The sequence below is a fragment of the Bacillus sp. NPDC057893 genome, assembly GCF_042796455.1.
Classification (GTDB): domain Bacteria; phylum Bacillota; class Bacilli; order Bacillales; family Bacillaceae_G; genus Bacillus_A.
Genome location: NZ_JBHVNG010000005.1, coordinates 40,345 through 65,508, shown reverse-complemented (window position 1 = coordinate 65,508; position 25,164 = coordinate 40,345). Strand labels below are relative to the sequence as shown.

Genomic DNA, 25,164 nt, shown 5'->3' with positions numbered 1-25,164 from the left:
AATATGAAAATATCGACTTTTTTCGACAAAATAAATTAGATAGAAAAACAATCTAATTTAAGAAAATTGTTGCTTTAGATGATCTCTGCATTTCATAAATTAATATTGAAGGAATTATCAATTGATTTTTACGAGTAATAAAAGAGTAGATATACAAATTAAATTGTGACAATTATAAAGTTAGTATTCTCCATTTTCATTATTTAATTTAGCAAATTTAATAATAGTAAGGTGACTTTTCTATATTTAATATAAGTATTTGATGGAGTATGCTTATAAAAAGTGTCATTTTCTATGTATCCATGTAGCATTTAGCACTTGTATTGCGAAATGTTTTGACATAAGTTAATTTAAATATTAGGTACAGAAACATTTTAAGGAAAAGAGTCAGTATAAAAGTACCCTGAAAAACGTTTCACCCTAAAAACGTTTTTCCTCAAGAGATTTTCTCAGGAGAACTAAGGTTTTTTAATTTGTTTCTGTGTCTTATTAGATAAAAATAATATAATAAGTTGTTTAGAAAAGGTGAAAAATTTCCCCATTATAAAACGAACTCAGATCACTTAACATCCGTATGGTTTAGTTAAAGTAGGAATTTAAAGAAAAGGAAAGGGCTAGCTCTAGTTATAATTAGTGCAATAAATAGGGGGCTACTCAAATTTTTTTGTTTGATTTGGTAGGAGCAATATTTACGTTTGTTGGACTAGGTGTATTAAAGTGCATACCCTTTTTGATTCAACCGATGAGGCGCTAATCAAGGATTTAATCATCTAGAATTTAGAAAGGTTAAAGGTGACACTGAATTTTCTGCTAAATTAGTAGAGACTAAAATAATTCCCTTAAATTGAACTATTCACTACTTAACGCCCTAGATTGTTTGAAGTGTTAGTAGGCAAATATAAAAATAAAAAAGGATATTCTACTCTTCTTTTATGTACATAAAACAAAGTGTAAGGTAAGTTCCAGATCCAAATTGTTTTATTTAATATTCATTCAATCTTTTGCGTACTACTTTTATTTTCTTAAGAGCATGTATTTGCGTGGATGCTCTTAAGAAAATAAAATGCCTAAAGAAATAAATATAAGCATACATTTTAAAAATTGATATATCGTATATTATAAAAAACTCCTTGTTCTTGAAATAATGAACAATACAATGTGAATGAAACTCTCAGAAGAATTTACATATAGAATTCACCTTAACTCAAAAACCCGCATTTTATGCAAAATTATATTTGCTGCTATAGAAGGGTGGGGGTTAACATGACCAAAACTTGGTGTAGGTTCGTATTCCTTGTAAGATAAGTAATTCTTTACTGTTTTCTCTAGTTGTATCTATTAGTGATTCATCAGGTTTCCTTCCAGTTGAAGGGACATAAGTTGTTACTACCCTTGGAAATATATTAATAAATACCCATTCAAATTTATCTATATTTCTATTTCCAAATTCTAACATTTCAATGGGCTTAATTGTATTTTCTCTATCAAAGAATTTTATCATGTAAAATCTTTTTGAGAGGTCACTACTATGTTTAATCGTCCAAATTAAATTTTCCATTTTCTTTATTTGCAATAAGTCCATTTCTAAAAATCCTTTCATACATAAATTTAGCGAGTGTTCCTATTCTATAATATATATATTAAAATTTAAATAGTTATCTTATACGATAGGATGAAAGAAAGTTAATACTCTAAAATTCATCTTGCAAAAGGACACACCTATGCATACATATGCCATAGGTGTGTCCTCTTTTAGTTGTTTATAAGTTTACTACAGAGTTATTGAAGTAAAGTTCCAACAGTGTCTCCATAGTGAAGTGAGATTTACTATATAAAATTCATGTAAAATATATATTAAGTTCATACGAAACACATATTGGGATTGTACAATATTTTTGTAAGATGTTTTTGGAATTATAGTATTAAAAATATAAAATTCAATATATCTAAATATAAATATATTAAACCGTAATAAAGTTAGAATATACTTCTAACTAAAAGACGTGTGGAAATGCACGGATAATAAAGGAGAATTTCTTATGACAATGTGTAAAAGTGAAATGAAAAAGAGTGTAATAACTGAAGAGGATGTAGACATGTTAAAAATTATGGCACATCCAGTCCGATTGCAAATTATAAACGAGTTAATTCAGTATAAAAAATGTAATGTTACACAATTGACGGAGCTTTTAAAAATCCCACAATCCACTGTTTCTCAACATTTATCGAAAATGAGAGGTAAGGTGCTAAAGGCTGAAAGAAAAGGCTTGGAGATGTACTATTATATTACTAATCTAAAGGCGAGTCAGATTGTTGGAATTTTAGGTTTGTAAATAAACAAAACTTCACACATATCATTATAAGTAAACGCAGAATAATCCCCCACAAATACGTGGGGGATTTCTTTTATGATAAAAATATCAGTCTTTTTGAGGAGTGTCACGATAGTCACCATGAACACTATAAGAAGGACAAGAGTGTCACCATGTTCTAATGTGCTAGTAAAAGAAAAATTTTGAAAGTGCTAAAACGCTTCATATTTCTCAATATAATTTATGTCGCAAAAATCTTTTAATTTCATCAAAAGCTAAGTGACGATGACCGGCCTGACAATGTTGCTCACCGCCAGTTTCCTTAGTGAAAACTACAGAAGTGATGGAGGCTGCATTACATAGCTCCATTTCGATTTGCGATAATCGGCTAATTGGAACGTACTGATCGTCTTCACCAGCCAGGAGCAATACTTCTTGATTTATGAACTGACCGATTCCTGCCATCGTATGCTTTTCAAAATTTTTAAGTAAGTTGAATGGCGTCTTTTCACCTGTATTTTCCATACCCTTTTTAATTTTCCAGTTCAGGTCGATGCTGGTGGCCATCATTTGTTTAAACATGGTATTAATTTTGTCAGCTTCATTAGTAGCCAGAAGTGTGGTCAATTTATTCCAAATATTATCCGGCATGCGCATTTTAAGTGCATCAAGGCCACTATAAAAAATATTAAAGGCGATGACTTTGTCGATTCGTTTTTCAAAAGCGGCGGCACGCATTGCCAAGTAGCCGCCCCAAGAAGCTCCGAGAATACTAACACGGTCAAGTTTGAAATAGTCAATGACTGTGGAAACGGGCTTCTCCCAGTTGTGGATAAATTTCAAGCCGGTTTTCAGTGCTGTTCCTTGTCCAGGTCCATCAAACACTATAATATTATAATTGATTCCTTGGAGGTAGTTTAGCATCTTCATCATTTCCTCCATGTAGGAATCGTAGCCTCCAAAGAAAAGTAGTGTATTACATGCGTCTGGATTCATGAATTTGATCGCAGGAAGATAGGAATCTTCATAAGGAATTTGATAGGTTTCATACTCAAAGTCATGAAAGCTCTTATAAAAGGTTTCACGGTATTTTTGGTACACTTTTTCTTTTTTTTGATCGGATGGCTCCATATAAAACTCGGCAGCTTGATAATAAACCGAAGCTAGATCAAAGTCTTTATGGTGCTCCCGCATCACTGCATATTCTATCCAGGTGTTATACCAGCTGTCCGTGTCTGTAAGTCTTGGGATGATGGCTTGTAAATCCTGATTTGCCCGCTCATCGTCTTGATAGAAATCGTTGAAAAAACGGTTGATTTGCAAATTGAACTGTTCGTTGTTTACATACTGTTTAAACATAAAATCCCTCCTTATATTTGACTACAAGGTAAGGATAAGCGAAGTATATTAAAGAAACAACAAGCAGGAAAGGATAAGAAGTACGAAATCGAACCATAAGGATATAAACGGTTCGATAAGCAACTTTGGGAAGGAGATTGATTAATAATGGGAGAGGATGTTCGCGTTTATAAAACGAAGAAAAATATTTCTAATACACTTATTACCCTCTTGAACGAAAAAGAATTTGGTCGAATTACAACTAAAGATATTTGCATACACGCTTTGGTGAGCAAGTCCACATTTTACAGCCATTTTGCAGATAAATATGATCTTTTGGAAAAAATAGTGCAATATTATGTCTGCTGGTTCAAGGAAGAAATTGAATTGCGTTTCGCATCGATAGAGAATGGAAATGTGGCTCAAGTTATCAATATGATAACCGATAAGGTCTCAGCGCGAAAAACAGAGGTTGCAACTTTACTCCATGTACGTGTTCCCTCATCGGATTTACGCTTAGAATTAGAATCCATTTTATATAATGCTTGCTATTCCTATTTAGAAGAACACCATGCTGAAGTAAGCATGCCGATTGACTTTGTAGCTCAGCTGTATACAGCAAACGCAATGGTGTCAATTAATTGGTCGCTGAGCAACGATAAAAATCCAGATGCGGTTAAACTAATTGATAATATGCAGAGATATGTTTTTGATCTGATTTTGTCAGGTGGTGAGAGAATGTAATAAATAATGCTTTATGAGCTTGTCGAAAAACAACAAATACGCTTATAAATCATGAAACCTGCTTAATAATGTAGTTATCGTGTGGGATGTGGTTGTAAATAATTTCGTAATCGATATTTGGATTCTTTGTGAATCTTTATTGTTTTTTTATAAACTCTTTACTACATAATATTACAAAATAGAATTAATTTGCTTAATTTAGCCTCATATCAGGTTAATAAATAAACTAAATGTGTTTATGTTATTGAACTATTAATATATTAGTAGGTGATTTGTTCGTTTATCCCTATATTGCTATTATATTAGCGTAAACAATATATTGGGGGGATAAGAATGAATTTGAAATTAACATCTAAATTAGAAAGATTAAGAAAAAGTAAAAAAGGAATTGGCGCTTGTGTTTTAGCTGCAGGAGTGACGGCAATTACAATGATTCCTCAAAGTGCATATGCACATGGGTTTGTTGAAAAGCCAAGTAGTCGTGCTGCTTTATGTAGTCAGAATTATGGAGCATTAAATTTAAATTGTGGTAATGTAATGTATGAACCTCAAAGCCTAGAAGCATCTAAAGGATTCCCAGAAGGTGGCCCGATTGATGGGGAAATCGCTTCGGCAGGAGGATTGTTTGGAGGAATTCTTGACCAACAAACATCAAATCGCTGGTTCAAAAACACAATTAAGGGGGGAGAAAATACATTTACATGGAAATACACAGCGGCACATTCTACAAGTAAATGGCATTATTACATTACCAAAAAGGGATGGGATCCTAATAAACCATTAACACGTGCTGAATTAGAACCAATTGGAACTGTGAAACATGACGGTTCGGCAGCATCAAATAATTTAACACATATAATTAATGTACCAACTGATCGCAATGGTTATCATGTTATTTTAGCTGTATGGGATATAGCGGATACATCAAATGCGTTTTATAACGTAATTGATGTAAATCTAGTAAATAATGAAATTCCTGATACAGTAGCACCGAGTCAGCCAATAGGATTAAATGCATCTAAAGTCACTGCCAATGGTATCGAACTAACATGGAAGGCTTCAACTGATAATGTAGGCGTAAAAGAATATCAAGTGTTACGTAATGGAGAAGTGATTAATACGGTACCAGGTACAACTTTTACTGATAAAAAACTAAAAGCAAATACGGAATATACCTATACAATAAAGGCATTAGACGCTGCTGGAAACATATCAAAAGAAAGTGAAAAACTAAAGGCTAAGACAACAAATGAAATTCCAGATAAAGAGGCTCCGACTCAACCAAAAGGATTACATAGTATGGGTACAACAGCGACAACTGTTGATTTGATGTGGAGTCCGTCTGAAGATAATGTAGGTGTTGACCATTATATTGTATATAGAGAAAGCGCTGGGGTTATGAATAAAATTGGGGCAGCTGATAATACATCCTTTATGGATAAAGATTTGAAGGCTAATACATCGTATAAGTATGTAGTGACGGCGGTTGACTTAGCTGGAAATGAATCTAGTAGAAGTAATGTTTTAGCTGTAACAACAAAGCTAGAGGACTCTACTTATGAAAAATGGGATGCAAGAAAAGCATACAATAAAGGTGATAAAGTAGTACATGAGGGAAAAGTGTATGAAGCGGTTCAAAGTTATCAAGGGAACGGCGATCCAAATTGGATTTTTGCACTATCGCTTTGGAAGCCAGTTTTAAATAAATGATAAGTGGAAAAGGGTAGTTATCACTTATTCTATGTGCAATACCGGAACAGGGGTGCAATTTTTAATCTCCATCCCAATACATACGAAATGAAATCATTAAAGAATCCCAATGGTATTCCATCAAAAAGGAATTCCATTGGGATTTTTTATTTTCTAATTTGTAATAGCGTATATTTTCACTGTAAATTTGCTAGTCGCACCAATGGGACTTGCAATATAATATTTAGTATTCGTGTAAGCTTCAGTCCTAGATCCATGTGAAATATTTTTCCAACGAATAGAATCTGTACCTAGGGAAACATCAATCATTACATTGAAAGAAATAGTAGAAGGATGATCTTTTTCTGAAGGCTCAATAATCCATTTTAATTCCTTGGTACCTACAGGTAAACTATCAATTTTAAAGTTTTGACTGGATCGGTTTTTTTGTCCGGATAAAGGACTAGATTCGGATGAAATCTGCGAAATTAATATTTCTTTTTCATTCGAATGTATACCATTTAATTTAATGATACTATCAATTAAACCTGGTCCAGGAAAATCAGCTGCAATGATACCAGTATGTTTCATTCCACCTTGTTGTAAGAACTCAGTTCCAAGTGTATTCATTCCACCATAAAATACTTGACCATTTATATCACGAGGGAAATCTTCCCACGCATTAGTTGTAGCTTTTTGAATCATCTTGGGGTTACTATCAGTATTTCTGCTCTCTTTACCACTTGCAACAAACCAAGGATAAACATTATTTAATAATGCAGCAGCACCACCTGTGCCACTAAAATGGTTAAGATAGATTTTATCATTGTTAAAATTATTATTTGCATTTTGAAGGTGGGTTTTCACCGCATTCCATTTTTCATACATTCCGTCTGGTCCGTTTTCAATTTCAAATGTATCTTGTATATTTAAGCTATCGTAATTAATACCATATTGCTGAGAGGCTGTAAAGTTTTGTAAGATGACAATTTTCCCTCGGATGTCTCCTAGAGTAGGATTATTTCTTTTTGAAGTTGGTACAGAACTCGGATCCCAAAAATAGGAAGAATTAAGGTCTTTGTATTTATTAAGTATTTCCTCGAATGATAGTGAGCCACTTTCAGGAGTAGTTTCTTCTTTTAAGCGCATTAAAATTGTTTCTGTAGGATGATCTTTTAAAAATTGAATTGCCTCTTTTAATACATCTTCAAACATTGCTTTTTGATTTACAATCCCATGGTACATTGCAAAAGAATCTTTTACACGTTTAACACGCATATCTACATATCGAATTCCGGAATTTAATTGTTGTGGTAGACTCATAGTTTGATTTCTTGTCAAATTTTCATCAAGAAAACTTGCTCCATGTAAAGCCATTGTACCGTGAGTCCCTGGAATAGATATTTCACTCAATTTTGTTGAATCTGCTACTTTCGACATCCATGCTGGGTTTTGATAGCCTATATTGGATTCATAGGAATAACCTGGATGACTATCAGCAAAAATAGTAGATGGTGTACTTAAACTTGCTAGTGTGAAACAAGTAAGGATACTAATTTTAAAAAAATTCCTCATTTTTATTTTGTTCATTTTATCTCTCCTGACTTTTAAACAATAGATATAATAAAACAAGATGATTTTTTACTACATCTATTGTTTTCATTCTTAAAGTAATGAATTTTTGTGTTTGAAAAAAGCAAAATAGGGTAGGAAGTTATTTGAGATTTTAATAGTTTGTTGTAATAAATTGTATTTAATAGTCAAACGGATTCTTAAAGAATTGAAGCATAGATAGGTAAAAAACAAATTTTCCGCTGTACTGTATACAAACAAAACAGAAGCCTTAAAAAAGACTTCTATTTTGTGACATATAATGAATGATAAGCTGGTTAACAAATCAAGATAATGTGACTGAATGGTAAAAATCTATTAATAGCTGTTTCAGAATTTCTTATAACAAGGCTACTTAGGAAAAGTGGATCTCTACAATGCTAATAAAAATTTAAAAATTCTATTCATTAAAACTTAAACTAACTACAGTTGCGATAGATTGGGCTGCATGTTCCCAGCTGCCATCTATAACTTTCCCAATCTGCTGACCAAGTGCATTTAAATCATTTGGATTAACTGGAATCCCATTATACGCAGCAAGAATTGATAAAAGTGGAGCAGCAAATGGTGTCCAACCACCTCTATCAATATTAAATACAGGCTTATCTATTACCCTTCCATCTTGCACTGTAAACTCATAATAAAATTGATCATCTGGACGAAAACTTAAATGATGAGAAATTTGTCCCTTAACATATGTTTTACCGCCACCTAAATTTACTACTTCAATTGGTTTTACATTAAATTCATGCTCAAATACTTTAATTTTTTTAACTTCTGGACCATTTAAGGCAGCGTTAACCGCTGTTTCCAAATTATTTTGTGCGAATGGTTGAATACTCATTTGTGCCTCTTTTTGTTGGATAGGAGCCTCTTTTTCTGCAGCAAACACCGATGTAGTCGGTAGTGCACCTGTAGCTAATGTAGCTGCAAGTGCTGTCGTCATCATGATTTTTCTTTTCATCTTCATAGTTTTCTTCCTCCCTTAAAGTTATGATATATAATTTTTTAAAGACTGACATGGGGCAATATTTTATTTCATAATGCACGCAAAAACTAGGTTAAGAATTATGTCAGAAAATCAAAATTAATTATATATTCATTTACAATGATATCTATCTACACATGTTTTTTCAATTTTCTAACAAATAGTACAGTAATACCTTTTCATAAGGCAATTTAGTGTTTCAATTCTCTCTATGTACGTTTTAAACAAATTAAAATCGGAGTGGTAATAATATATTTGCAAGCAAATGTCGTATATAATTCAAGAAAAGTACACAATTTTTTATAAAAAACTATAGGAATTATCGTTATATCGTTATCAAACTAAGTAAGATAAATAATAATATGATGAAGAGCTTCCAGTGATTCGCTATAAATTCACTAAAAAATGAGTATGACATCATACACTCATGCACGACAACTAGGATATCAAAGCTCCACTTTATAGCGAATGAGCTAATACGAATGAGATTGAAAAATTTTATTAGTGGCGTATAAAACTATAACAAATACTACAAATCAATTAAAAAATTTCAGTTATTCTGAATGCGAAGGGCACGTAATATTTATTGTGAATTGCAGTACTGATCAAGATTTTAGGAGGAAATATGAACAAGAAGACTAAAAGAATCATATTAATTATTGGTATATTAGTAGGCATTAGTATCTTTTTATATTTACAAAACAATTTAATAAGTATAACTGAGGTTAAAATAACCTCTAGTAAAATTCCCTCTTCTTTTAAAGGATATAAAATACTACAAATTTCAGATTTACATAATAAAAAATTTGGTGATAATCAGGACGTATTAATCAAAAAAGTGAAAAATTCGAATCCTGACATCATTGTTATTACTGGTGATTTAATAGATAGTAAATCGTACGATGCAGAAATTAGTATGCAAGTAATACGAGAACTTGTAAAAGAGTATCCTATATATTTTGTGACAGGAAATCATGAAAAGTGGTCGGGAAAATATAACAGTTTAGAAAAAGAATTAAAGAAACACCATGTTACGGTTTTAAGAAATGAGCATGTAATAATACAAAAGGGAGGACACGAAATAAACTTGTTAGGAATTGATGATCCGGAATTTAATACTGGAGATATTGATGAAGGAAGTATTGTAAAAGATGCAATTGTAAAAGCAAAAATTGAAACGCAGCCAGATAGGTATAATGTATTATTATCCCATAGGACTGAATTTCTAGAAGAGTATGCTGAGGAGAAAGTAGATTTAGTTTCATCGGGTCATGCACATGGGGGACAAGTTCGGTTACCTTTTATCGGGGGATTAGTTGCTCCTAATCAAGGAATACAGCCCAAATATACAGCGGGTTTATATGAACAACAAAATACGTCTATGATAGTTAGTAGAGGATTAGGCAATAGTATCATTCCGCAAAGAGTTTTTAATAGACCTGAGATTGTAGTCGTGCAGTTAAATTAATCTGTACGGCTTTTTTGTTCAGGGGAATAATTTAAAGGGAGTTTTTCTTCAGTACAAGTTTCCATTACAATTTTGTTAAAATTTTTCAACGTTACATAAAGTAACAAAATTTGACCTATTGAGTTTGTTATAGTGTAAATAATCAAAAAACTTAAAAATTAGTCGAGTTAAAATAGTTATTATTAAGCAATATTAAAAATATAAAGGGGTGTACAGATGCATAAAGAATTTGAAATTGAAGAATATACGGCGATTGAGGAGCAAATTCATTATTATAGTACGTCTTTATTAGTAAGTCATCCTGAGCAAATTGTAAAGTATTTAGAAAAACGGTTGGAAAAGTATGCAGAAACGTTACAATATGCACATTTATATCCGGAAACGGTTATATTACCAATACAGCAAATAGTTATCGAATATTCATTAGATGTTGCTAGAATTAGAAGGTATTTAAATTTAAAAACATAACAAAAATCGAATAATTTACAATGAAACAGAGTCGACTTTAAGAAAAAATATTCTAATGTCGACTCTGTTTCATTGTTTAATATTGTTGATGGAAAATAAATACTAATCAATGAAGTTTGACATATAATTACGCAAGAGTAAAATAAAAGTGAGTACTCACTCATTTTAAAGAAAAGGGGGATTTTTAGTGCAACAATCTTCAATTATTTTACGAGATGTATCAAAAAAATTTGGAAAAAAAGAAGTTTTGCATAACCTGTCGTTGCAAATAGAAAAAGCAGAAATTTTTGGATTGGTTGGACCTTCCGGGTCAGGGAAAACAACACTCATTAAAATGATTGCAGGTATTAATGAGTCAACTACAGGGGATGTAATTGTTTTTAATACAAACATGCCTAATTTAAATGAAATGAAAAGAATTGGTTATATGGCTCAGGCTGATGCATTATATGAAGAACTATCGGCATATGAAAATGCAGATTTTATTGCAACGATGTATGGGTTAAAAGGTAAGCGTAAGAAAGAGAGAATCGAAGAAGTTTTTGAACTTGTACAATTATCAGAGCATATGAAAAAGCAAGTACAGCACTTTTCAGGTGGAATGAAAAAGCGTTTATCATTAGCGATAGCACTCCTTCATGAGCCAGAAATATTAATTTTAGATGAGCCAACAGTTGGGATAGATCCTCTTCTTCGAAAATCGATTTGGGAGAAGTTTTATGATCTTAAAAAGAAAGGCACTACTATTATTGTAACGACGCACATTATGGATGAAGCTGAGTTTTGCGAACGTCTAGGGCTAATTAGAGAAGGGAATTTAGTTGCGATTGGCACACCGGAGGAATTGAAAAAACAAACGTCATCCGGGCGAATTGAAGATGTCTTTATGTTAGAAGGAGTGATTGGATCATGAGAGTTAATGGTGTAGTTATCCGTATCATTCGTCAATTTTTTCGAGATAAGCGTTCGTTAGCAATGATGTTTGGGGCACCAATGTTATTACTTTGGTTATTGTCGCTAGTATTTACACAAAAAGACTATATACCGCATATTGCTGTAGTAGATGTGCCTGCTCCTATAGTAAAGGCTATGAAGAATCAAGAAGCATCAATTTACGAATATAGTAAAGAGAAAGCAATTTCGGAATTAGAAAAGCAAAAGGTAGATGCAGTAATTCATTTAGAAAATGGAAAAATGATTCTTCTATTAGAAGGCAGTGATTCATCAAAAAACCGCGCGGTACTTCAAGTATTGCAAAAGAGTACAGAGAAGAATAATGTATCAATGATGAAGCCTGAAGTGGATTATTTACATGGCTCTAAAGACATTACGATGTTTGATGGGCTTGGTCCCGTATTAATTGGTTTCTTTACATTTTTCTTTGTATTTATATTGTCCGGAGTATCTTTTGTAAGAGAACGTTTAAGTGGTACATTAGAGAGATTATTGTCCACACCAGTGAGAAGATGGGAAATAGTTGTAGGATATATTATTGGGTTTGGAATCTTTGCATTTATACAATCTATTATAATTGTAAGTTTTTCAGTTTATATTTTAGATTTATATGTAGCTGGCTCAATATGGCTAACGCTACTTATAACATGTATGCTTTCTTTAACTGCACTAACATTAGGCACATTTTTATCGGCATACGCAAATAATGAATTTCAAATGATTCAATTTATACCGCTTGTTATCGTGCCACAAGTATTCTTTTCTGGGTTGTTTCCAATGGAATCCATGAATACATGGTTACAAATGTTAGGTAAATTATTTCCACTCACATATGGTGCTGACGCTATGAGACAAGTAATGATTCGGAATCAAGGGTTTACAGAGATTGCATTAGATCTTACTGTATTACTACTTTTTTCACTATTATTTGCAGTAGGAAATGTATTTGCATTAAAGAAACATCGCAAAATATAATGATGATAAAAAGGAGCACAATAAATGAAGAAGGATTGGATGGAAGAATTAGTTGCCGCAACGAATACTGATAAACGTAATGAACGTCAAATGCGTATATTAGAGGCAGCTGTTGATATGTTTGGAGAAAAAGGGTACGCCTCAACTTCAACGAGTGAAATTGCAAAGCGAGCTGGTGTAGCGGAAGGAACAATCTTCCGCTACTATAAAACGAAAAAAGATTTATTGTTTGCAGTCGTGATGCCGACCTTAACAAAGTTTGCTGCACCATTTTTCGTACAAGCCTTTGCAAAAGAAATATTTAAAACAGAGTATGAATCGTATGAAGTGCTTTTAAGAGTAATAATTCAAAATAGATTTGAATTTGCTAAAAAGCACTTTCCAATGATAAAAATATTAATTCAAGAAGTACCATTTCAGCCGGAACTAAAAAGTGAAATACAACAATTAATAGAAACAGAACTGCTTGTACATTTTAAAAAGCTGATTGCAAAGTTTCAAGAAGAAGGGGAAATTATTGAACTTCCGCCATCTTCCGTATTACGTCTTACTTTATCAGCTGTATTAGGGTTGCTCTTAACGAGGTTTTTATTATTGCCGGAAGAGAAATGGGACGATGAAGTGGAAATTGAAAATACGATTCAATTTATATTGTATGGACTAACGCCACGGAGGTAATGTGATGCGACAATTTGCTAAACCGATAATTGTTGTAAGTAAATGTTTAGAATTTGATGCCTGTCGTTATAATGGAGAGATGGTTCCAGATTTAACAATTCGAAACTTGCAGCCATTTGTTACATTTATACCTGTATGTCCTGAAGTAGAAATTGGTTTAGGGACTCCTCGTGAAACGATACGTATTGTAGAAAAAAATGGTGCGAATAGGCTTGTACAGCCGTCAATACGAGAAGATGTAACTGAAAAAATGAATGAATTTTCAAATGCATTTTTACAAACATTACCTGAAGTTGACGGTTTTATTTTGAAGAATCGTTCGCCAAGTTGTGGAACTCGTGATGTGAAAATCTATTCTGGTTTTGAAAAAGGTCCAGTAAAAGGAAAAGGAACTGGATTATTTGGCGGAGCAGTAATAAAAAAATTTTCGCATCTTCCAATTGAAGAAGAAGGTAGATTGTCGAATTTTATTATTAGAGAGCATTTCTTTACAAGATTGTTTACAATCGCGCATTACAAAATGATTAAACATACTAAAAACATAAAAGAACTCGTAGCGTTTCAATCAGATTATAAGTATTTATTTATGGCATATAATCAGGTGAAACAAAAAGAATTAGGGCGTATTATTGCAAATCAAAAAAATGAAACAATTGAAGTCGTATTTGATAACTATGAGAAGACTTTATATGAATTATTTATGCGCGCGCCTCGCTATACATCGAATGTAAATGTATGTGAGCACATTTTCGGATATTTTAAAACAAAGCTAAAAAAACAAGAAAAAGATCATTTTCTAGAACTGATACAAAAATATGCAGAAAAGAAAATACCACTTAGTAGTTTGCTTACAATTTTAAAATCATGGGCCATTCGATTTGATGAAAAGTATTTATTAAGACAAACATATTTTGAGCCATACCCTGAAGGGTTAGTAGAAATTTCTGATTCGGGAAAAGGTAGAGATTATTAAACAATAATTTACATAATTCGACACGAAAACTCCTATGTTGTTGTAGAACAATGTAGGAATTTTTTTGTGCATTGGTACAGAATCTGTTTTAAAATTAAGTTATGACAGAATTATAGCAATTGTCCAACTAATTTTTGTATCTTTTAAGAAGTAATGTTTGTAGTAGAAACTCGCACGCTGTCGAAACTCAATATTCGATAAGGGGTGTGTAGCGGAATGGAATTTACTCTAACTCGCGAAAAACAAATGATTAAAGAAATGGTACGTGACTTTGCTGAAAAGGAAATCGCACCGAAAGCTGTATATTATGACAAAACTGCGGAATTTCCATATGAAACATTTCAAAAAATGGGCGAACTAGGATTATTAGGCATCCCATTCCCGGAAGAGTATGGAGGTTCAGGTGGCGATACTGTATCGTACGCATTAGCAGTTGAAGAAATTGGTCGTGCTTGTGGTGGTACTGGTTTAAGCTATGCTGCAACAATTTCATTAGGTGCGTCTCCAATTTATTATTTCGGTACAGAAGAACAAAAACAAAAATATTTAGTTCCAATGGCGTCAGGGAAAACATTGGGTGCTTTCGGATTAACAGAGCCAAACGCTGGATCTGATGCAGGGGGCACACAAACGAAAGCGATATTAGATGGCGATGAGTATGTAATTAGTGGTGAAAAGTGCTGGATTACAAACGCAGAGTATGCAAATACAATTATTGTAACCGCTATCAACGGTGTTGAAGACAATGGTAAAAAACGTATTTCTGCATTTATCGTACCGACTACTAGTGAAGGATTAACGATCTCAAGTCCTTACGATAAGATGGGTGTTCGCGCTTCTAATACTTGTGAAATCGTACTTGATGGTGTGCGTGTACCGAAAGAAAATATTCTTGGTGATGTAAATAAAGGATTTAAACAATTCTTATATACACTTGATGGAGGACGTATTTCAATCGCAGCATTAGCAGTAGGTATTGCACAATCTGCATTTGAACGTGCATTGCAATATGCGAAAGAACGTCAACAATTTGGAAAAGCAATTTCTAATTTCCAAGCGATTCAATTTAAATTAGCGGATATGGCGACTGAAGTAGAGTTAGCGCGTAATTTAGTACATAAGGCAGCTTGGCTAAAAGATAACGATAAACCTTTCGGTAAAGAAGCGGCTATGGCAAAATTGTTTGCATCTGAAGCTGCAAGTCGTATAGCAAATCATGCAGTACAAATTCATGGTGGATATGGCTATATGCGTGAATATGAAGTTGAACGATATATTCGTGATGCAAAACTTTTAGAAATTGGTGAAGGAACTTCTGAAATTCAACGTCTCGTAATTGCAAGACATTTAGGATGTAGATAAAAAGGAGGAGTCACTATGTTTCAAAAAATATTAATTGCTAATCGCGGGGAAATCGCAGTTCGCATTATGAAAACTTGTCAAAAGCTTGGCATTCGTACCGTTGCTATTTATTCTGAGGCTGATGAAAATGCCCTTCATGTAAAATTGGCAAATGAAGCTTACTTAGTAGGCGGTCCACGTGTCCAAGAAAGCTATTTAAACCTTGAAAAAATTATTGAAATAGCTAAGAAGACAAATGCTGAAGCAATCCATCCGGGGTATGGATTATTATCAGAGAATCCATCTTTTCCGATTCGCTGTAAAGAAGAAGGAATCGTATTTATCGGTCCTTCAGAAGAAATCATTACTAAGATGGGAAGTAAAATTGAGTCACGTATAGCAATGCAAGCAGCAGATGTACCAGTAGTTCCGGGCATTACTACAAATATAGAAACTGCTGAAGAAGCAATTGAAATTGCAAAACAAATTGGTTATCCATTAATGCTTAAGGCATCCGCGGGCGGCGGAGGCATTGGAATGCAGTTGATGGAAACTGAGCAAACGCTCACCAAAGCATTTGAAAGTAACAAAACAAGAGCACAAAATTTCTTCGGTAATGGAGAAATGTACCTAGAGCGCTATATAGCAGATGCACACCATATTGAAATTCAGCTTTTAGCAGATACACATGGTAATACAGTGTATTTATGGGAACGCGAATGTTCAGTGCAGCGCCGAAATCAAAAAGTAATTGAAGAAGCACCTTCACCATTTTTAGATGAAGGTACACGAAAAGCTATGGGAGAAGTTGCTGTACAAGCTGCTAAAGCTCTTGGTTATACAAATGCTGGTACAGTTGAGTTTCTTGTAGATGATCAAAAGAACTTTTATTTCTTAGAAATGAATACGAGATTACAAGTAGAACATCCAGTTACAGAAGAAATTACTGGGTTAGACCTAGTTGAACAACAACTACTTATCGCATATGGTGAGAAGCTATCATTTACACAAGATGATGTAAAACGTAGTGGTCATGCCATCGAGGCTCGTATTTATGCAGAAGATCCGAAAACTTTTTTCCCATCACCTGGGAAAATTACAGATTTAACGTTACCAAAAAGTGCACGTATCGATCACTTTTTGGAAAAAAATGTAACGATCACACCTTTCTATGATCCAATGATTGCAAAAGTTATTGCTCATGGTGTGACTCGTGAAGAGGCAATTTCGAAATTACATGATGCTTTAGAAGAATTAAAAGTAGAAGGTATTAAAACAAATACGCCAATGCTACTGCAAGTATTGGAAGATGATGTATTCAAAAGTGGTATTTATACAACCGGTTTTGTAACGAAACAACTTGTTAAAAAATAAGATTTAACATTACTAAGGGGGAAAAAATGATGACGAAAGTATATGCATCGATGGCAGGAAATGTTTGGAAGATTGTTGTAGGAGTAGGAGACACAGTAGAGGAAGAGCAGGATGTCGTCATTTTGGAATCTATGAAAATGGAAATTCCAATCGTTTCAGAAGAAGCCGGAACTGTTATGAAAATTAACGTACAAGAAGGCGATTTTGTAAATGAAGGAGATGTATTACTAGAAATTGAATAGGGAGATATAGGGGGAAGCGAATTGAAACTACCTAATTTTGCTGTCATTAAAGAAGTCGGGCCGCGTGATGGCTTACAGAATGAAAAAAAGATTGTTGGCACAAAAGATAAAGTAAAATGGATTCAACTACTTACAGAAGCGGGATTGTCGTACGTTGAAGTTTCCTCATTCGTTCACCCTAAATGGGTTCCTGCATTAGCAGATGCAAGTGATGTATTTTCTGAGCTAAAAAGGGATCCAAATGTTACATATGCGGCGCTTGTTCCGAATCAAAATGGTTTGGAACGAGCTTTTTTGCAAAATGTAGATGAGGTGAATGTTTTTTTATCAGCAAGTGAATCTCATAATAAAAGTAATATTAATAAATCAATTAAAGAAGCATTAGCTGTAATTGAAGATATAACAAAACAAGCAACATTCGAAGGTAAAAAGGTAAGGGGCTATGTTTCTACTGTATTTGGCTGTCCTTATGAAGGAGATATAAGTGCCACAGCAGTTGACGAAATATGTAATCAACTATTTTCATACGGCATTTATGAAATCTCTCTTGGTGACACGATTGGTGTAGCGAATCCGTTACAAGTAGAGCAAGTGTTAGAACATTTATTAAAGAAGTATGATGCTTCGCAGTTTGCAATGCATTTTCATAATACGTATGGAATGGCACTAGCAAATGTAGTTAAGTCTTTAGAATATGGTATTACAACGTTTGATAGTTCTTGTGGTGGACTTGGAGGATGTCCTTATGCACCAGGAGCATCGGGTAATGTTGCTACTGATGACTTAGTACATATGCTCCATAAGCTGGGTGTCCAAACAAATATAGACGAAGAAAAGTTATTGAGGGCTAGTCAATTTATTCAAAGTAAGTTAAATATCCAATTACCGAGTCATGTGTATAGAGCGCTTCAACATAAAACGATAAGTAGGTGAGAAGATGCTACAATTACAAAACATTTCCGTTGACTATGTTACACCGCACGTTGTAAAGATTTCATTAAATCGTGAAAGACAAGCAAACTCATTATCTTTGGCATTATTAGAAGAATTACAAACTAAATTAACTCAAATAAACGAAGAATCAAATACGCGCGTTGTTATTTTAACAGGGGCTGGCGAAAAAGCGTTTTGTGCGGGTGCTGATTTAAAAGAGCGTGCCAACATGAATGAAGAACAAGTTCGCCATGCTGTTGGTATGATTCGTTCTACTATGGAGATGGTTGAACAATTACCACAACCAGTAATTGCTGCTATAAATGGAATCGCACTTGGTGGGGGTACTGAATTAAGCTTAGCTTGTGATTTTAGAATTGCTTCTGACACTGCAAGTCTAGGTCTCACTGAAACTTCTCTTGCAATTATACCTGGAGCGGGTGGTACGCAGCGCTTACCTAGATTAATTGGAGTTGGTAGAGCGAAAGAATTAATTTATACAGGAAGACGTATTTCGGCGCAAGAAGCGAAAGAGTATGGTTTAGTAGAATTCGTAGTACCGGCTGATTTACTAGAAGAGAAAGCAATTGAAATTGCAAATCAAATTGCTAGTAATGGTCCAATTGCTGTTCGATTAGCAAAAGAAGCAATTTCAAATGGTATTCAAGTAGATTTACATACCGGATTACAAATGGAAAAACAGGCGTATGAGGGTGTAATCCATACGGAAGATAGATTAGAAGGATTACAGGCATTTAAGGAAAAACGCAAACCTATTTATAAGGGGGAGTAAATATGTTAGACCAAAAACAACAATCTAATTCATTTGAAGAACGAGTTGAAACAATTAAGCAAGGCGGGGCACCGAAATATCATGAACAAAACAAAGCAAAAGGAAAACTTTTTGTTCGTGATCGTTTAGCTCTTCTATTTGATAATGGCGAATATGTGGAAGATGCATTATTCGCAAATTGTGAACAAACAGGATTACCAGCTGACGGTGTTGTAACTGCAACTGGTAAAATACATGGTCGTACTGCTTGCGTAATGGCAAATGATTCAACAGTTAAGGCTGGATCATGGGGGGCACGTACGGTTGAAAAGATTTTACGTATTCAAGAAACGGCTGAGAAATTACGTGTGCCGTTATTTTATTTAGTTGACTCTGCTGGGGCACGTATTACAGATCAAGTTGAAATGTTCCCTGGGCGCCGCGGTGCAGGAAGAATCTTTTATAACCAAGTAAAATTATCTGGTAAGGTTCCACAAATTTGTTTATTATTTGGACCTTCTGCAGCTGGTGGTGCGTATATTCCAGCATTTTGTGATGTTGTTATGATGGTGGAAGGAAATGCTTCTATGTATCTAGGATCTCCTCGTATGGCTGAAATGGTTATCGGTGAGAAGGTAACTTTAGAAGAAATGGGCGGAGCTCGTATGCATTGCTCAGTATCAGGATGCGGAGATGTATTATGTAAGACAGAAGAAGATGCAATTACGCAAGCTAGACAATATATCTCTTATTTTCCAAGCAACTATTTAGAAAAGACTCCTACGGCTACACCTCAAGAACCGAAGCAGTTCGATAAAACGTTAGAACAAATCATCCCAGAAAATCAAAATGCTCCTTTCAATATGAAAGATCTCATTAACAGAGTTATTGATGAAGGTTCTTTCTTTGAAGTAAAAAAATTATTTGCTCAAGAACTAATTACAGGCTTAGCACGCATTGATGGTAAGCCCGTTGGCATCATTGCAAATCAGCCGCGTATGAAGGGCGGCGTTTTATTCCACGATTCAGCTGATAAAGCAGCGAAGTTCATTAATTTATGTGATGCATATCATATCCCATTATTATTCCTTGCCGATGTACCTGGATTTATGATTGGTACAAAAGTAGAACGCGCTGGAATTATTCGTCACGGTGCAAAAATGATCTCTGCAATGAGTGAAGCAACTGTACCGAAAATTTCTATCGTCGTTCGAAAAGCATATGGAGCTGGCTTATATGCAATGGCAGGTCCAGCGTTTGAACCAGATTGCTGCTTAGCATTACCGACAGCTTCTATTGCAGTAATGGGTCCAGAAGCAGCAGTCAATGCTGTATATGCAAATAAAATTGCAGCTTTACCAGAAGAAGAGCGTGCAAGCTTTATTGCTGAAAAGCGAGAAGAGTATAAGAAAGATATTGATATTTACCGTTTAGCATCAGAGATGGTGATTGATGGTATTGTTCATCCAAATAATTTACGTGAAGAGTTAAAAGGACGATTCGAAATGTATATGAGCAAATATCAAGTATTCACGGATCGTAAACATCCTGTATATCCAGTTTAAAAGCCCTATTTAGGGCTTTCTTGCTCAAAAAGTCAAGGAGGGGAAAGCATTGAAACAAGCAGTTTGGTTTCCAACAGAAGAGTATAAAGAAAAAACGCGATTATTTAGTTGGATGAAATCATTAGGTTATGAAGATTACGAAGCTTTTTATAATAAGTCAATTGAAGAAACAGCTTGGTTTTGGGGAGAAGCTGAGAAAGCAGTTGGCTATCAGTGGATGGAACCATATACAGAAGTGTTAGATTTAGAAAATGGTACACCGTTTGCACAGTGGTATACTGGGGGCACTTGTAACGTTGTAGAATCTGCTTTATCTCGCTGGCTTGCAGACGATAAAATGAAAACACAAGCAGCACTTATGTATGAAGGGGAAAATGGAACTTCGAAATCATTTACATATGAAGAGCTTGACAGCTGGGTAAGCCGTGTTGCCAACGGTTTGAAACATGCCGGTATTGAAAAAGGTGATCGTGTAACAATTTACATGCCAATGATTCCTGAAACAGTTGTTGCTATGTTAGCAGTAATGAAAATTGGAGCGATTATTTCACCAATATTCTCAGGTTTTGCTGCTGATGCAGTAATGACGCGTGTACAAGCAGCGGGTTCAAAAATGATTATTACCGCAGATGGCTTTTCACGCCGCGGGAAAATTGTTTCTTTAAAAGATGAAGTAGATAAAGCTTGTGAACATTGTCCAACTGTTGAAAAAGTTGTAATTGTTCGTCATGCAGGAAATGATTTTACACCGCATAATTACGATTTTTCATGGAGTACGTTAGAAAAAGAAAAACCATTCATACATGCTGAAGAAATGCATAGTGATGATCCTTTAATGCTCATTTATACATCAGGAACGACTGGTAAGCCGAAAGGAACAGTACACACACATGCTGGTTTCCCGCTAAAATCTGCATTTGATGCAGGATTTGGAATGAATATAAAACAAAGCGACCGCGTATTATGGGTAACTGATATGGGCTGGATGATGGGACCATTTTTATTATTCGGCTCTTTAATTAATGGAGCAACGATGGTTATGTACGAAGGTGTCCCAGACTTTCCAGAAGCAGACCGCTTATGGGAGACAGTTGATAAATATGAAATTACTCATCTCGGTATTTCGCCAACGTTAATCCGTGCATTAATGGCGAAAGGTGATGAGTATGTGAATAAACATTCTTTAAAAAGTTTAGAAGTATTCGCGTCAACAGGAGAACCTTGGAATCCAGATCCGTGGATATGGCTGTTTGAAACAGTTGGAAAAGGAAAGGTCCCAATTTGTAACTATTCAGGTGGAACTGAAATTTCTGGTGGGATTTTCGGTAATGTTCTTATTAAGCCAATAGCACCGATTAGTTTTAATGCATCTTTACCAGGAATGGCAGCGGTTGTACTTGATGATCAAGGTAAACCGATTCGTGATGAAGTTGGAGAATTATGCTTGGAAAAACCTTGGGTAGGTATGACGAAAAGTTTTTGGGAAGATGATGAGCGTTATGTAAACACATATTGGTCACGCTTTGAAAATAAATGGGTCCATGGGGATTGGGTTATTTATGACGGTGAGCAATATATCATTACAGGACGTTCAGATGATACGTTAAACATTGCTGGAAAACGTATTGGGCCTGCTGAATATGAATCTATTCTTGTGAAACATAATGATGTAATAGAAGCAGCGGCAATTGGTATACCGGATGATATAAAAGGTGAAGTTTGTCATTGTTTTGTTGTATTACGAGACGGTATAACATTCTCTGGAGAGTTAAAGAAAGAATTAATGAGTTTAGTAAACTCTCATATTGGTAAAGCTTTATGTCCAAAAGACATACATGTTGTAGAGGATTTACCAAAAACAAGAAATTCTAAAGTGATGCGACGTGTCATTAAAGCAGCTTACTTAGGAAAAGAATTAGGAGATTTATCATCACTTGTAAATCCTGAAGTAGTAACCTTTATTCAAGGACTGCAGTCTAGCAAACTATAAAATTACGAATGAGCTCTATGTAAATAGAGCTCATTTTTAATGTTTACAAAAAGATAAGAAGGAAAAAGTAAATTTGAAGTTAAAAAATCTACTATTAGTGTTAAGTATGTATGTTTTTAGTTTTTATCAAAATAGGATACTGTGGCTGTCTATTTATTGGAGTGATTGAATTTTGTTAAGGGTAAAAATTTAGTGAAGTGAAAAGTAATGAATAAAAGGAGAAATCCCTGGGGGACAGGGATTCACTAAGGGAGATATTATTGTCGTGCAATGTCGAAATTTGGCGTATTCGACAAATTAATATTATCACGAATTTTCAGGAGATTGTGATAGTGGATGTGTCAAAAATGTGTACGGTTTTCATATAAAAGTGTTATTTAAATAGGAAAAGGGAAAAGGATTAAGTTCACTCATTCTTAAGATTTTTCCCTTTTAAATTTACTGTTTGTTCGTTGTTCTATATACATCTGAAATTGGTGAATCTTCGCCATGTAAAGCTTGAGTACTGTCCTTTTTGTTTGAATCATCTGCCTCCTGAGATGTTTCTTGCATTTGCTCTTGGGCCTTACTAGGAGTATTCAGCGCATCTAATGACACATGATCAAGTTGTTGACTTAATAAATCTTTTTTATCCATGTTATGTAGTTCCTTTTTGAACTTAGATATAAAAACGAAGTGTTTTTATATAGTTACGTGGGTATTATGTATCTTTGAATGGAATTATATACACAAACTACATTGAGAAATTAACTAATTATAAAAATTACTTATGATGCCAAACGGTTGTATTTTAATAAAGTAAACAAAATAGTTATTTGATAGAAAGAGAGAGTAGTATGATTTCTTTAGAAATTAAATATAAAAAGGCGATTATCTTCAAATCGCCTTTTGGGTAATGCAGTGTAATTTTATTCAGTTATTTGAAATATAGTTTCATTCGGTTTAGAAAATCCATACAGTTTCCTTGCAAATTTTAAAATTTCTTCTTCACTACTTGTTAAAGCTTTAACATCATTCTTAAGGGAATGGCCATCCTTCTTTACAGAAGATAATTTTTGTTGCTCCGTATTAAGCGTGATTTGTTTTTCTTTAATTACTTCTTGTTGGTTATTCAGAGAATATTGAAGGACAAAAATTATAGGTAATATAAAAGCCAAAATAGTTATAATACGGCGTCTTGTTTTTTTAATATTACCTTGTTGGGTATTAGGGTTCACTTGCTGTGAGGGTATATTAGGATTTGATTGGTGTGATGATACTTTTGGGATGTTTCCCATTAAAATGCCTCCATTACTGATTGTAGAATTTAAAACGCTTAAAAGTATTATAAATGTTTAATGGGAATTTTAGAAGATATTTTAATATAGTTGCATTTTGTAAAGTGTAAATAAAATCCTTATTTACATAAAAGAAACACCAATTGTCCGCGAGGCTCCTAAGGGTAATCTAAATTTCAAATTCAGCAGAATAAAAATTCAAGTTCCCTCATTTAGCGGCCTCTAATTGTTAGAGGCCTGCTTTTATAATTAATAAAGAAAAGAATATTTATTGACGTTGAAAGCACATATATACTAATAATGCTACATATTTGGAGTGTTTGAATTGAGGATTTATACAGTAGTATATGTGTTTGTTTTTTCCTTTCTATGTGTTTGCCTTGTACACTTTTAAGCTAGTGGACATACTTTACTAATAGAAAGGATTAGGGGGTGAGGTTTTGGGATCTCGATTTAACAATTGTAAAAAGAAGTGTACATGTAAACAGGATGATTGTTGGGAGATATTCGAAGAGTGTAAAAAGGAAAAGCATGAGAAATGTGATAATTCTTGTGTACAAGGAATTAGAGATGAGCTTAAGAAATTAATTAATCAAACAGTTCAAATTAACACAGAGGGACGTACTTATGTAGGTACGGTGTCGTCTGTAAGTTGTGATGTTGTTAAGCTTGCAGCTATTCCTGGATCAGTTGGAGTAATTATCTCCATTTGTAAAATTGAAGCAATTTTCCCTCCTGTTACAACGGTTACTGCTCAGTTTGATTTTAATGGTGTTGACGTAGCAAACAAAGCTTAATAATACTGTTTTTTGTAAAGTCATTCTTATGAATGGCTTTATTTTAATTTGTTATAAAAGGAGAATATATTCTTTATATAGAATTAAGTTTGAGGTTATAAATAATGATGTACGAAAGAAGAATGAGAGTGATTAGACTAGAGCACTTTAAAAGAACGGATTTTAAGCAATTAATAAATTGGGTTAATTCCGAACAATTTTTAATACAGTGGTCAGGAAATGCATTTACATATCCTTTAAATGAACAACAATTAGAGAAATATATAGAAAGTGCAAATACACTTGCTTTCAAAGTAATAGATGAAAAGACTAAAGAAGTAATCGGTCATATTTCACTTGGGCAAATAGACGATATAAATAAGTCTGCGAGAATTGGAAAAGTGTTAGTTGGTAATACGAAAATGAGAGGGCGTTCAATAGGAAGACATATGATGAAAGCAGTACTTCATATTGCGTTTGAAGAATTAAAACTACATAGAGTAACTCTTGGTGTGTATGATTTTAATACGTCGGCCATTTCATGTTATGAAAAAATAGGATTTGTAAAAGAAGGGTTATTAAGAGATTCAAAAAAAGTAGGAGAAACGTATTGGAATTTATGGGAAATGAGTATGTTAGAATATGAATGGAACAATAAAAAACAATAGTTTATTATAATTTTATTATGTCAACTAA

Annotated in this window: 24 protein-coding genes; 18 read left to right on the top strand and 6 right to left on the bottom strand. The window is 33.9% G+C overall.

Going from position 1 to position 25,164, the window contains the following annotated elements:
* Positions 1–1,258: 1,258 nt before the first annotated feature.
* Entirely contained in the window at positions 1,259–1,582 is a 324-nt protein-coding gene (locus tag ACFVQC_RS21515; RefSeq protein WP_377896400.1) for a hypothetical protein, read from the bottom strand.
* 457 nt (positions 1,583–2,039) lie between these two features.
* Here ACFVQC_RS21515 and ACFVQC_RS21510 point away from each other — a divergent pair, with 457 nt between their 5' ends.
* Positions 2,040–2,333, top strand: coding sequence for an ArsR/SmtB family transcription factor (locus tag ACFVQC_RS21510; RefSeq protein ID WP_016095356.1), 294 nt, complete (start codon positions 2,040–2,042; stop codon positions 2,331–2,333).
* A 210-nt stretch (positions 2,334–2,543) separates the two neighbouring features.
* On the opposite strand, the gene ACFVQC_RS21505 is transcribed toward ACFVQC_RS21510, so the two are convergent.
* A complete protein-coding gene (locus ACFVQC_RS21505; RefSeq protein ID WP_377899223.1) occupies positions 2,544–3,671 on the bottom strand; it encodes an alpha/beta fold hydrolase in 1,128 nt (375 codons plus the stop codon).
* Between the two features lie 147 nt (positions 3,672–3,818).
* On the opposite strand from ACFVQC_RS21505, the gene ACFVQC_RS21500 reads away from it, so the two are divergent.
* Complete coding sequence (locus ACFVQC_RS21500; protein ID WP_377899222.1) at positions 3,819–4,394, top strand: TetR/AcrR family transcriptional regulator; 576 nt, start codon at positions 3,819–3,821, stop codon at positions 4,392–4,394.
* 333 nt (positions 4,395–4,727) lie between these two features.
* Positions 4,728–6,104 carry a lytic polysaccharide monooxygenase gene (locus ACFVQC_RS21495; RefSeq protein WP_002065509.1) on the top strand — a complete coding sequence of 459 codons (1,377 nt, stop codon included), beginning with the start codon at positions 4,728–4,730 and terminating at the stop codon, positions 6,102–6,104.
* A gap of 153 nt (positions 6,105–6,257) precedes the next feature.
* On the opposite strand, the gene ACFVQC_RS21490 is transcribed toward ACFVQC_RS21495, so the two are convergent.
* Together ACFVQC_RS21490 and ACFVQC_RS21485 are read right to left on the bottom strand one after the other, a co-directional pair.
* Entirely contained in the window at positions 6,258–7,673 is a 1,416-nt protein-coding gene (locus ACFVQC_RS21490) for a phosphatidylinositol-specific phospholipase C (RefSeq protein ID WP_377899220.1), read from the bottom strand.
* A gap of 421 nt (positions 7,674–8,094) precedes the next feature.
* On the bottom strand, positions 8,095–8,664 hold the full coding sequence (locus ACFVQC_RS21485) for a methyltransferase (protein ID WP_377899219.1): 570 nt from the start codon (positions 8,662–8,664) through the stop codon (positions 8,095–8,097).
* A gap of 643 nt (positions 8,665–9,307) precedes the next feature.
* Between ACFVQC_RS21485 and ACFVQC_RS21480 the strand changes: the two genes are divergently transcribed.
* From ACFVQC_RS21480 to ACFVQC_RS21420, 13 genes are all read left to right on the top strand, one after another.
* Positions 9,308–10,150, top strand: coding sequence for a metallophosphoesterase (locus ACFVQC_RS21480; protein WP_377899217.1), 843 nt, complete (start codon positions 9,308–9,310; stop codon positions 10,148–10,150).
* Positions 10,151–10,366: 216 nt separating this feature from the next.
* Positions 10,367–10,618, top strand: a complete 252-nt coding sequence (locus ACFVQC_RS21475) for a hypothetical protein (RefSeq protein WP_002017002.1) — start codon at positions 10,367–10,369, stop codon at positions 10,616–10,618.
* A gap of 187 nt (positions 10,619–10,805) precedes the next feature.
* Positions 10,806–11,531: an ABC transporter ATP-binding protein gene (locus tag ACFVQC_RS21470; RefSeq protein ID WP_377899215.1), complete on the top strand. Its 726-nt coding sequence runs from the start codon at positions 10,806–10,808 to the stop codon at positions 11,529–11,531.
* A complete protein-coding gene (locus ACFVQC_RS21465) occupies positions 11,528–12,547 on the top strand; it encodes an ABC transporter permease (protein WP_377899214.1) in 1,020 nt (339 codons plus the stop codon). The genes ACFVQC_RS21470 and ACFVQC_RS21465 overlap by 4 nt, the downstream gene beginning before the upstream one ends.
* A 24-nt stretch (positions 12,548–12,571) precedes the next feature.
* Positions 12,572–13,225, top strand: a complete 654-nt coding sequence (locus ACFVQC_RS21460) for a TetR/AcrR family transcriptional regulator (RefSeq protein ID WP_377899213.1) — start codon at positions 12,572–12,574, stop codon at positions 13,223–13,225.
* 4 nt (positions 13,226–13,229) lie between these two features.
* Positions 13,230–14,198, top strand: a complete 969-nt coding sequence (locus tag ACFVQC_RS21455) for a YbgA family protein (RefSeq protein ID WP_088099107.1) — start codon at positions 13,230–13,232, stop codon at positions 14,196–14,198.
* Between the two features lie 216 nt (positions 14,199–14,414).
* Positions 14,415–15,560 (top strand): acyl-CoA dehydrogenase, encoded by a 1,146-nt coding sequence (locus ACFVQC_RS21450; protein ID WP_377899212.1) that lies wholly within the window; start codon positions 14,415–14,417, stop codon positions 15,558–15,560.
* A gap of 15 nt (positions 15,561–15,575) precedes the next feature.
* The gene (locus ACFVQC_RS21445; RefSeq protein WP_377899210.1) at positions 15,576–16,913 is read left to right on the top strand and encodes an acetyl-CoA carboxylase biotin carboxylase subunit; all 1,338 of its coding nucleotides are present in this window, start codon (positions 15,576–15,578) and stop codon (positions 16,911–16,913) included.
* Positions 16,914–16,939: 26 nt separating this feature from the next.
* On the top strand, positions 16,940–17,155 hold the full coding sequence (locus tag ACFVQC_RS21440; RefSeq protein WP_001985297.1) for an acetyl-CoA carboxylase biotin carboxyl carrier protein subunit: 216 nt from the start codon (positions 16,940–16,942) through the stop codon (positions 17,153–17,155).
* Positions 17,156–17,176: 21 nt separating this feature from the next.
* Positions 17,177–18,088 carry a hydroxymethylglutaryl-CoA lyase gene (mvaB, locus tag ACFVQC_RS21435; protein ID WP_219302307.1) on the top strand — a complete coding sequence of 304 codons (912 nt, stop codon included), beginning with the start codon at positions 17,177–17,179 and terminating at the stop codon, positions 18,086–18,088.
* 4 nt (positions 18,089–18,092) lie between these two features.
* Positions 18,093–18,881: an enoyl-CoA hydratase gene (locus tag ACFVQC_RS21430; protein ID WP_377899208.1), complete on the top strand. Its 789-nt coding sequence runs from the start codon at positions 18,093–18,095 to the stop codon at positions 18,879–18,881.
* Positions 18,882–18,883: 2 nt separating this feature from the next.
* Entirely contained in the window at positions 18,884–20,425 is a 1,542-nt protein-coding gene (locus ACFVQC_RS21425) for an acyl-CoA carboxylase subunit beta (RefSeq protein ID WP_002147821.1), read from the top strand.
* 49 nt (positions 20,426–20,474) lie between these two features.
* On the top strand, positions 20,475–22,415 hold the full coding sequence (locus tag ACFVQC_RS21420; RefSeq protein WP_377899207.1) for an AMP-binding protein: 1,941 nt from the start codon (positions 20,475–20,477) through the stop codon (positions 22,413–22,415).
* A 438-nt stretch (positions 22,416–22,853) separates the two neighbouring features.
* On the opposite strand, the gene ACFVQC_RS21415 is transcribed toward ACFVQC_RS21420, so the two are convergent.
* Both ACFVQC_RS21415 and ACFVQC_RS21410 read right to left on the bottom strand, forming a co-directional pair.
* Positions 22,854–23,051 carry a hypothetical protein gene (locus tag ACFVQC_RS21415; RefSeq protein WP_002147815.1) on the bottom strand — a complete coding sequence of 66 codons (198 nt, stop codon included), beginning with the start codon at positions 23,049–23,051 and terminating at the stop codon, positions 22,854–22,856.
* Between the two features lie 272 nt (positions 23,052–23,323).
* Positions 23,324–23,692, bottom strand: a complete 369-nt coding sequence (locus ACFVQC_RS21410) for an FtsB family cell division protein (RefSeq protein ID WP_002147814.1) — start codon at positions 23,690–23,692, stop codon at positions 23,324–23,326.
* Positions 23,693–24,132: 440 nt separating this feature from the next.
* Between ACFVQC_RS21410 and ACFVQC_RS21405 the strand changes: the two genes are divergently transcribed.
* Positions 24,133–24,489 (top strand): hypothetical protein, encoded by a 357-nt coding sequence (locus tag ACFVQC_RS21405; RefSeq protein ID WP_219918556.1) that lies wholly within the window; start codon positions 24,133–24,135, stop codon positions 24,487–24,489.
* Positions 24,490–24,593: 104 nt separating this feature from the next.
* Positions 24,594–25,136, top strand: a complete 543-nt coding sequence (locus ACFVQC_RS21400; protein WP_377899206.1) for a GNAT family N-acetyltransferase — start codon at positions 24,594–24,596, stop codon at positions 25,134–25,136.
* Positions 25,137–25,164 lie beyond the last annotated feature (28 nt).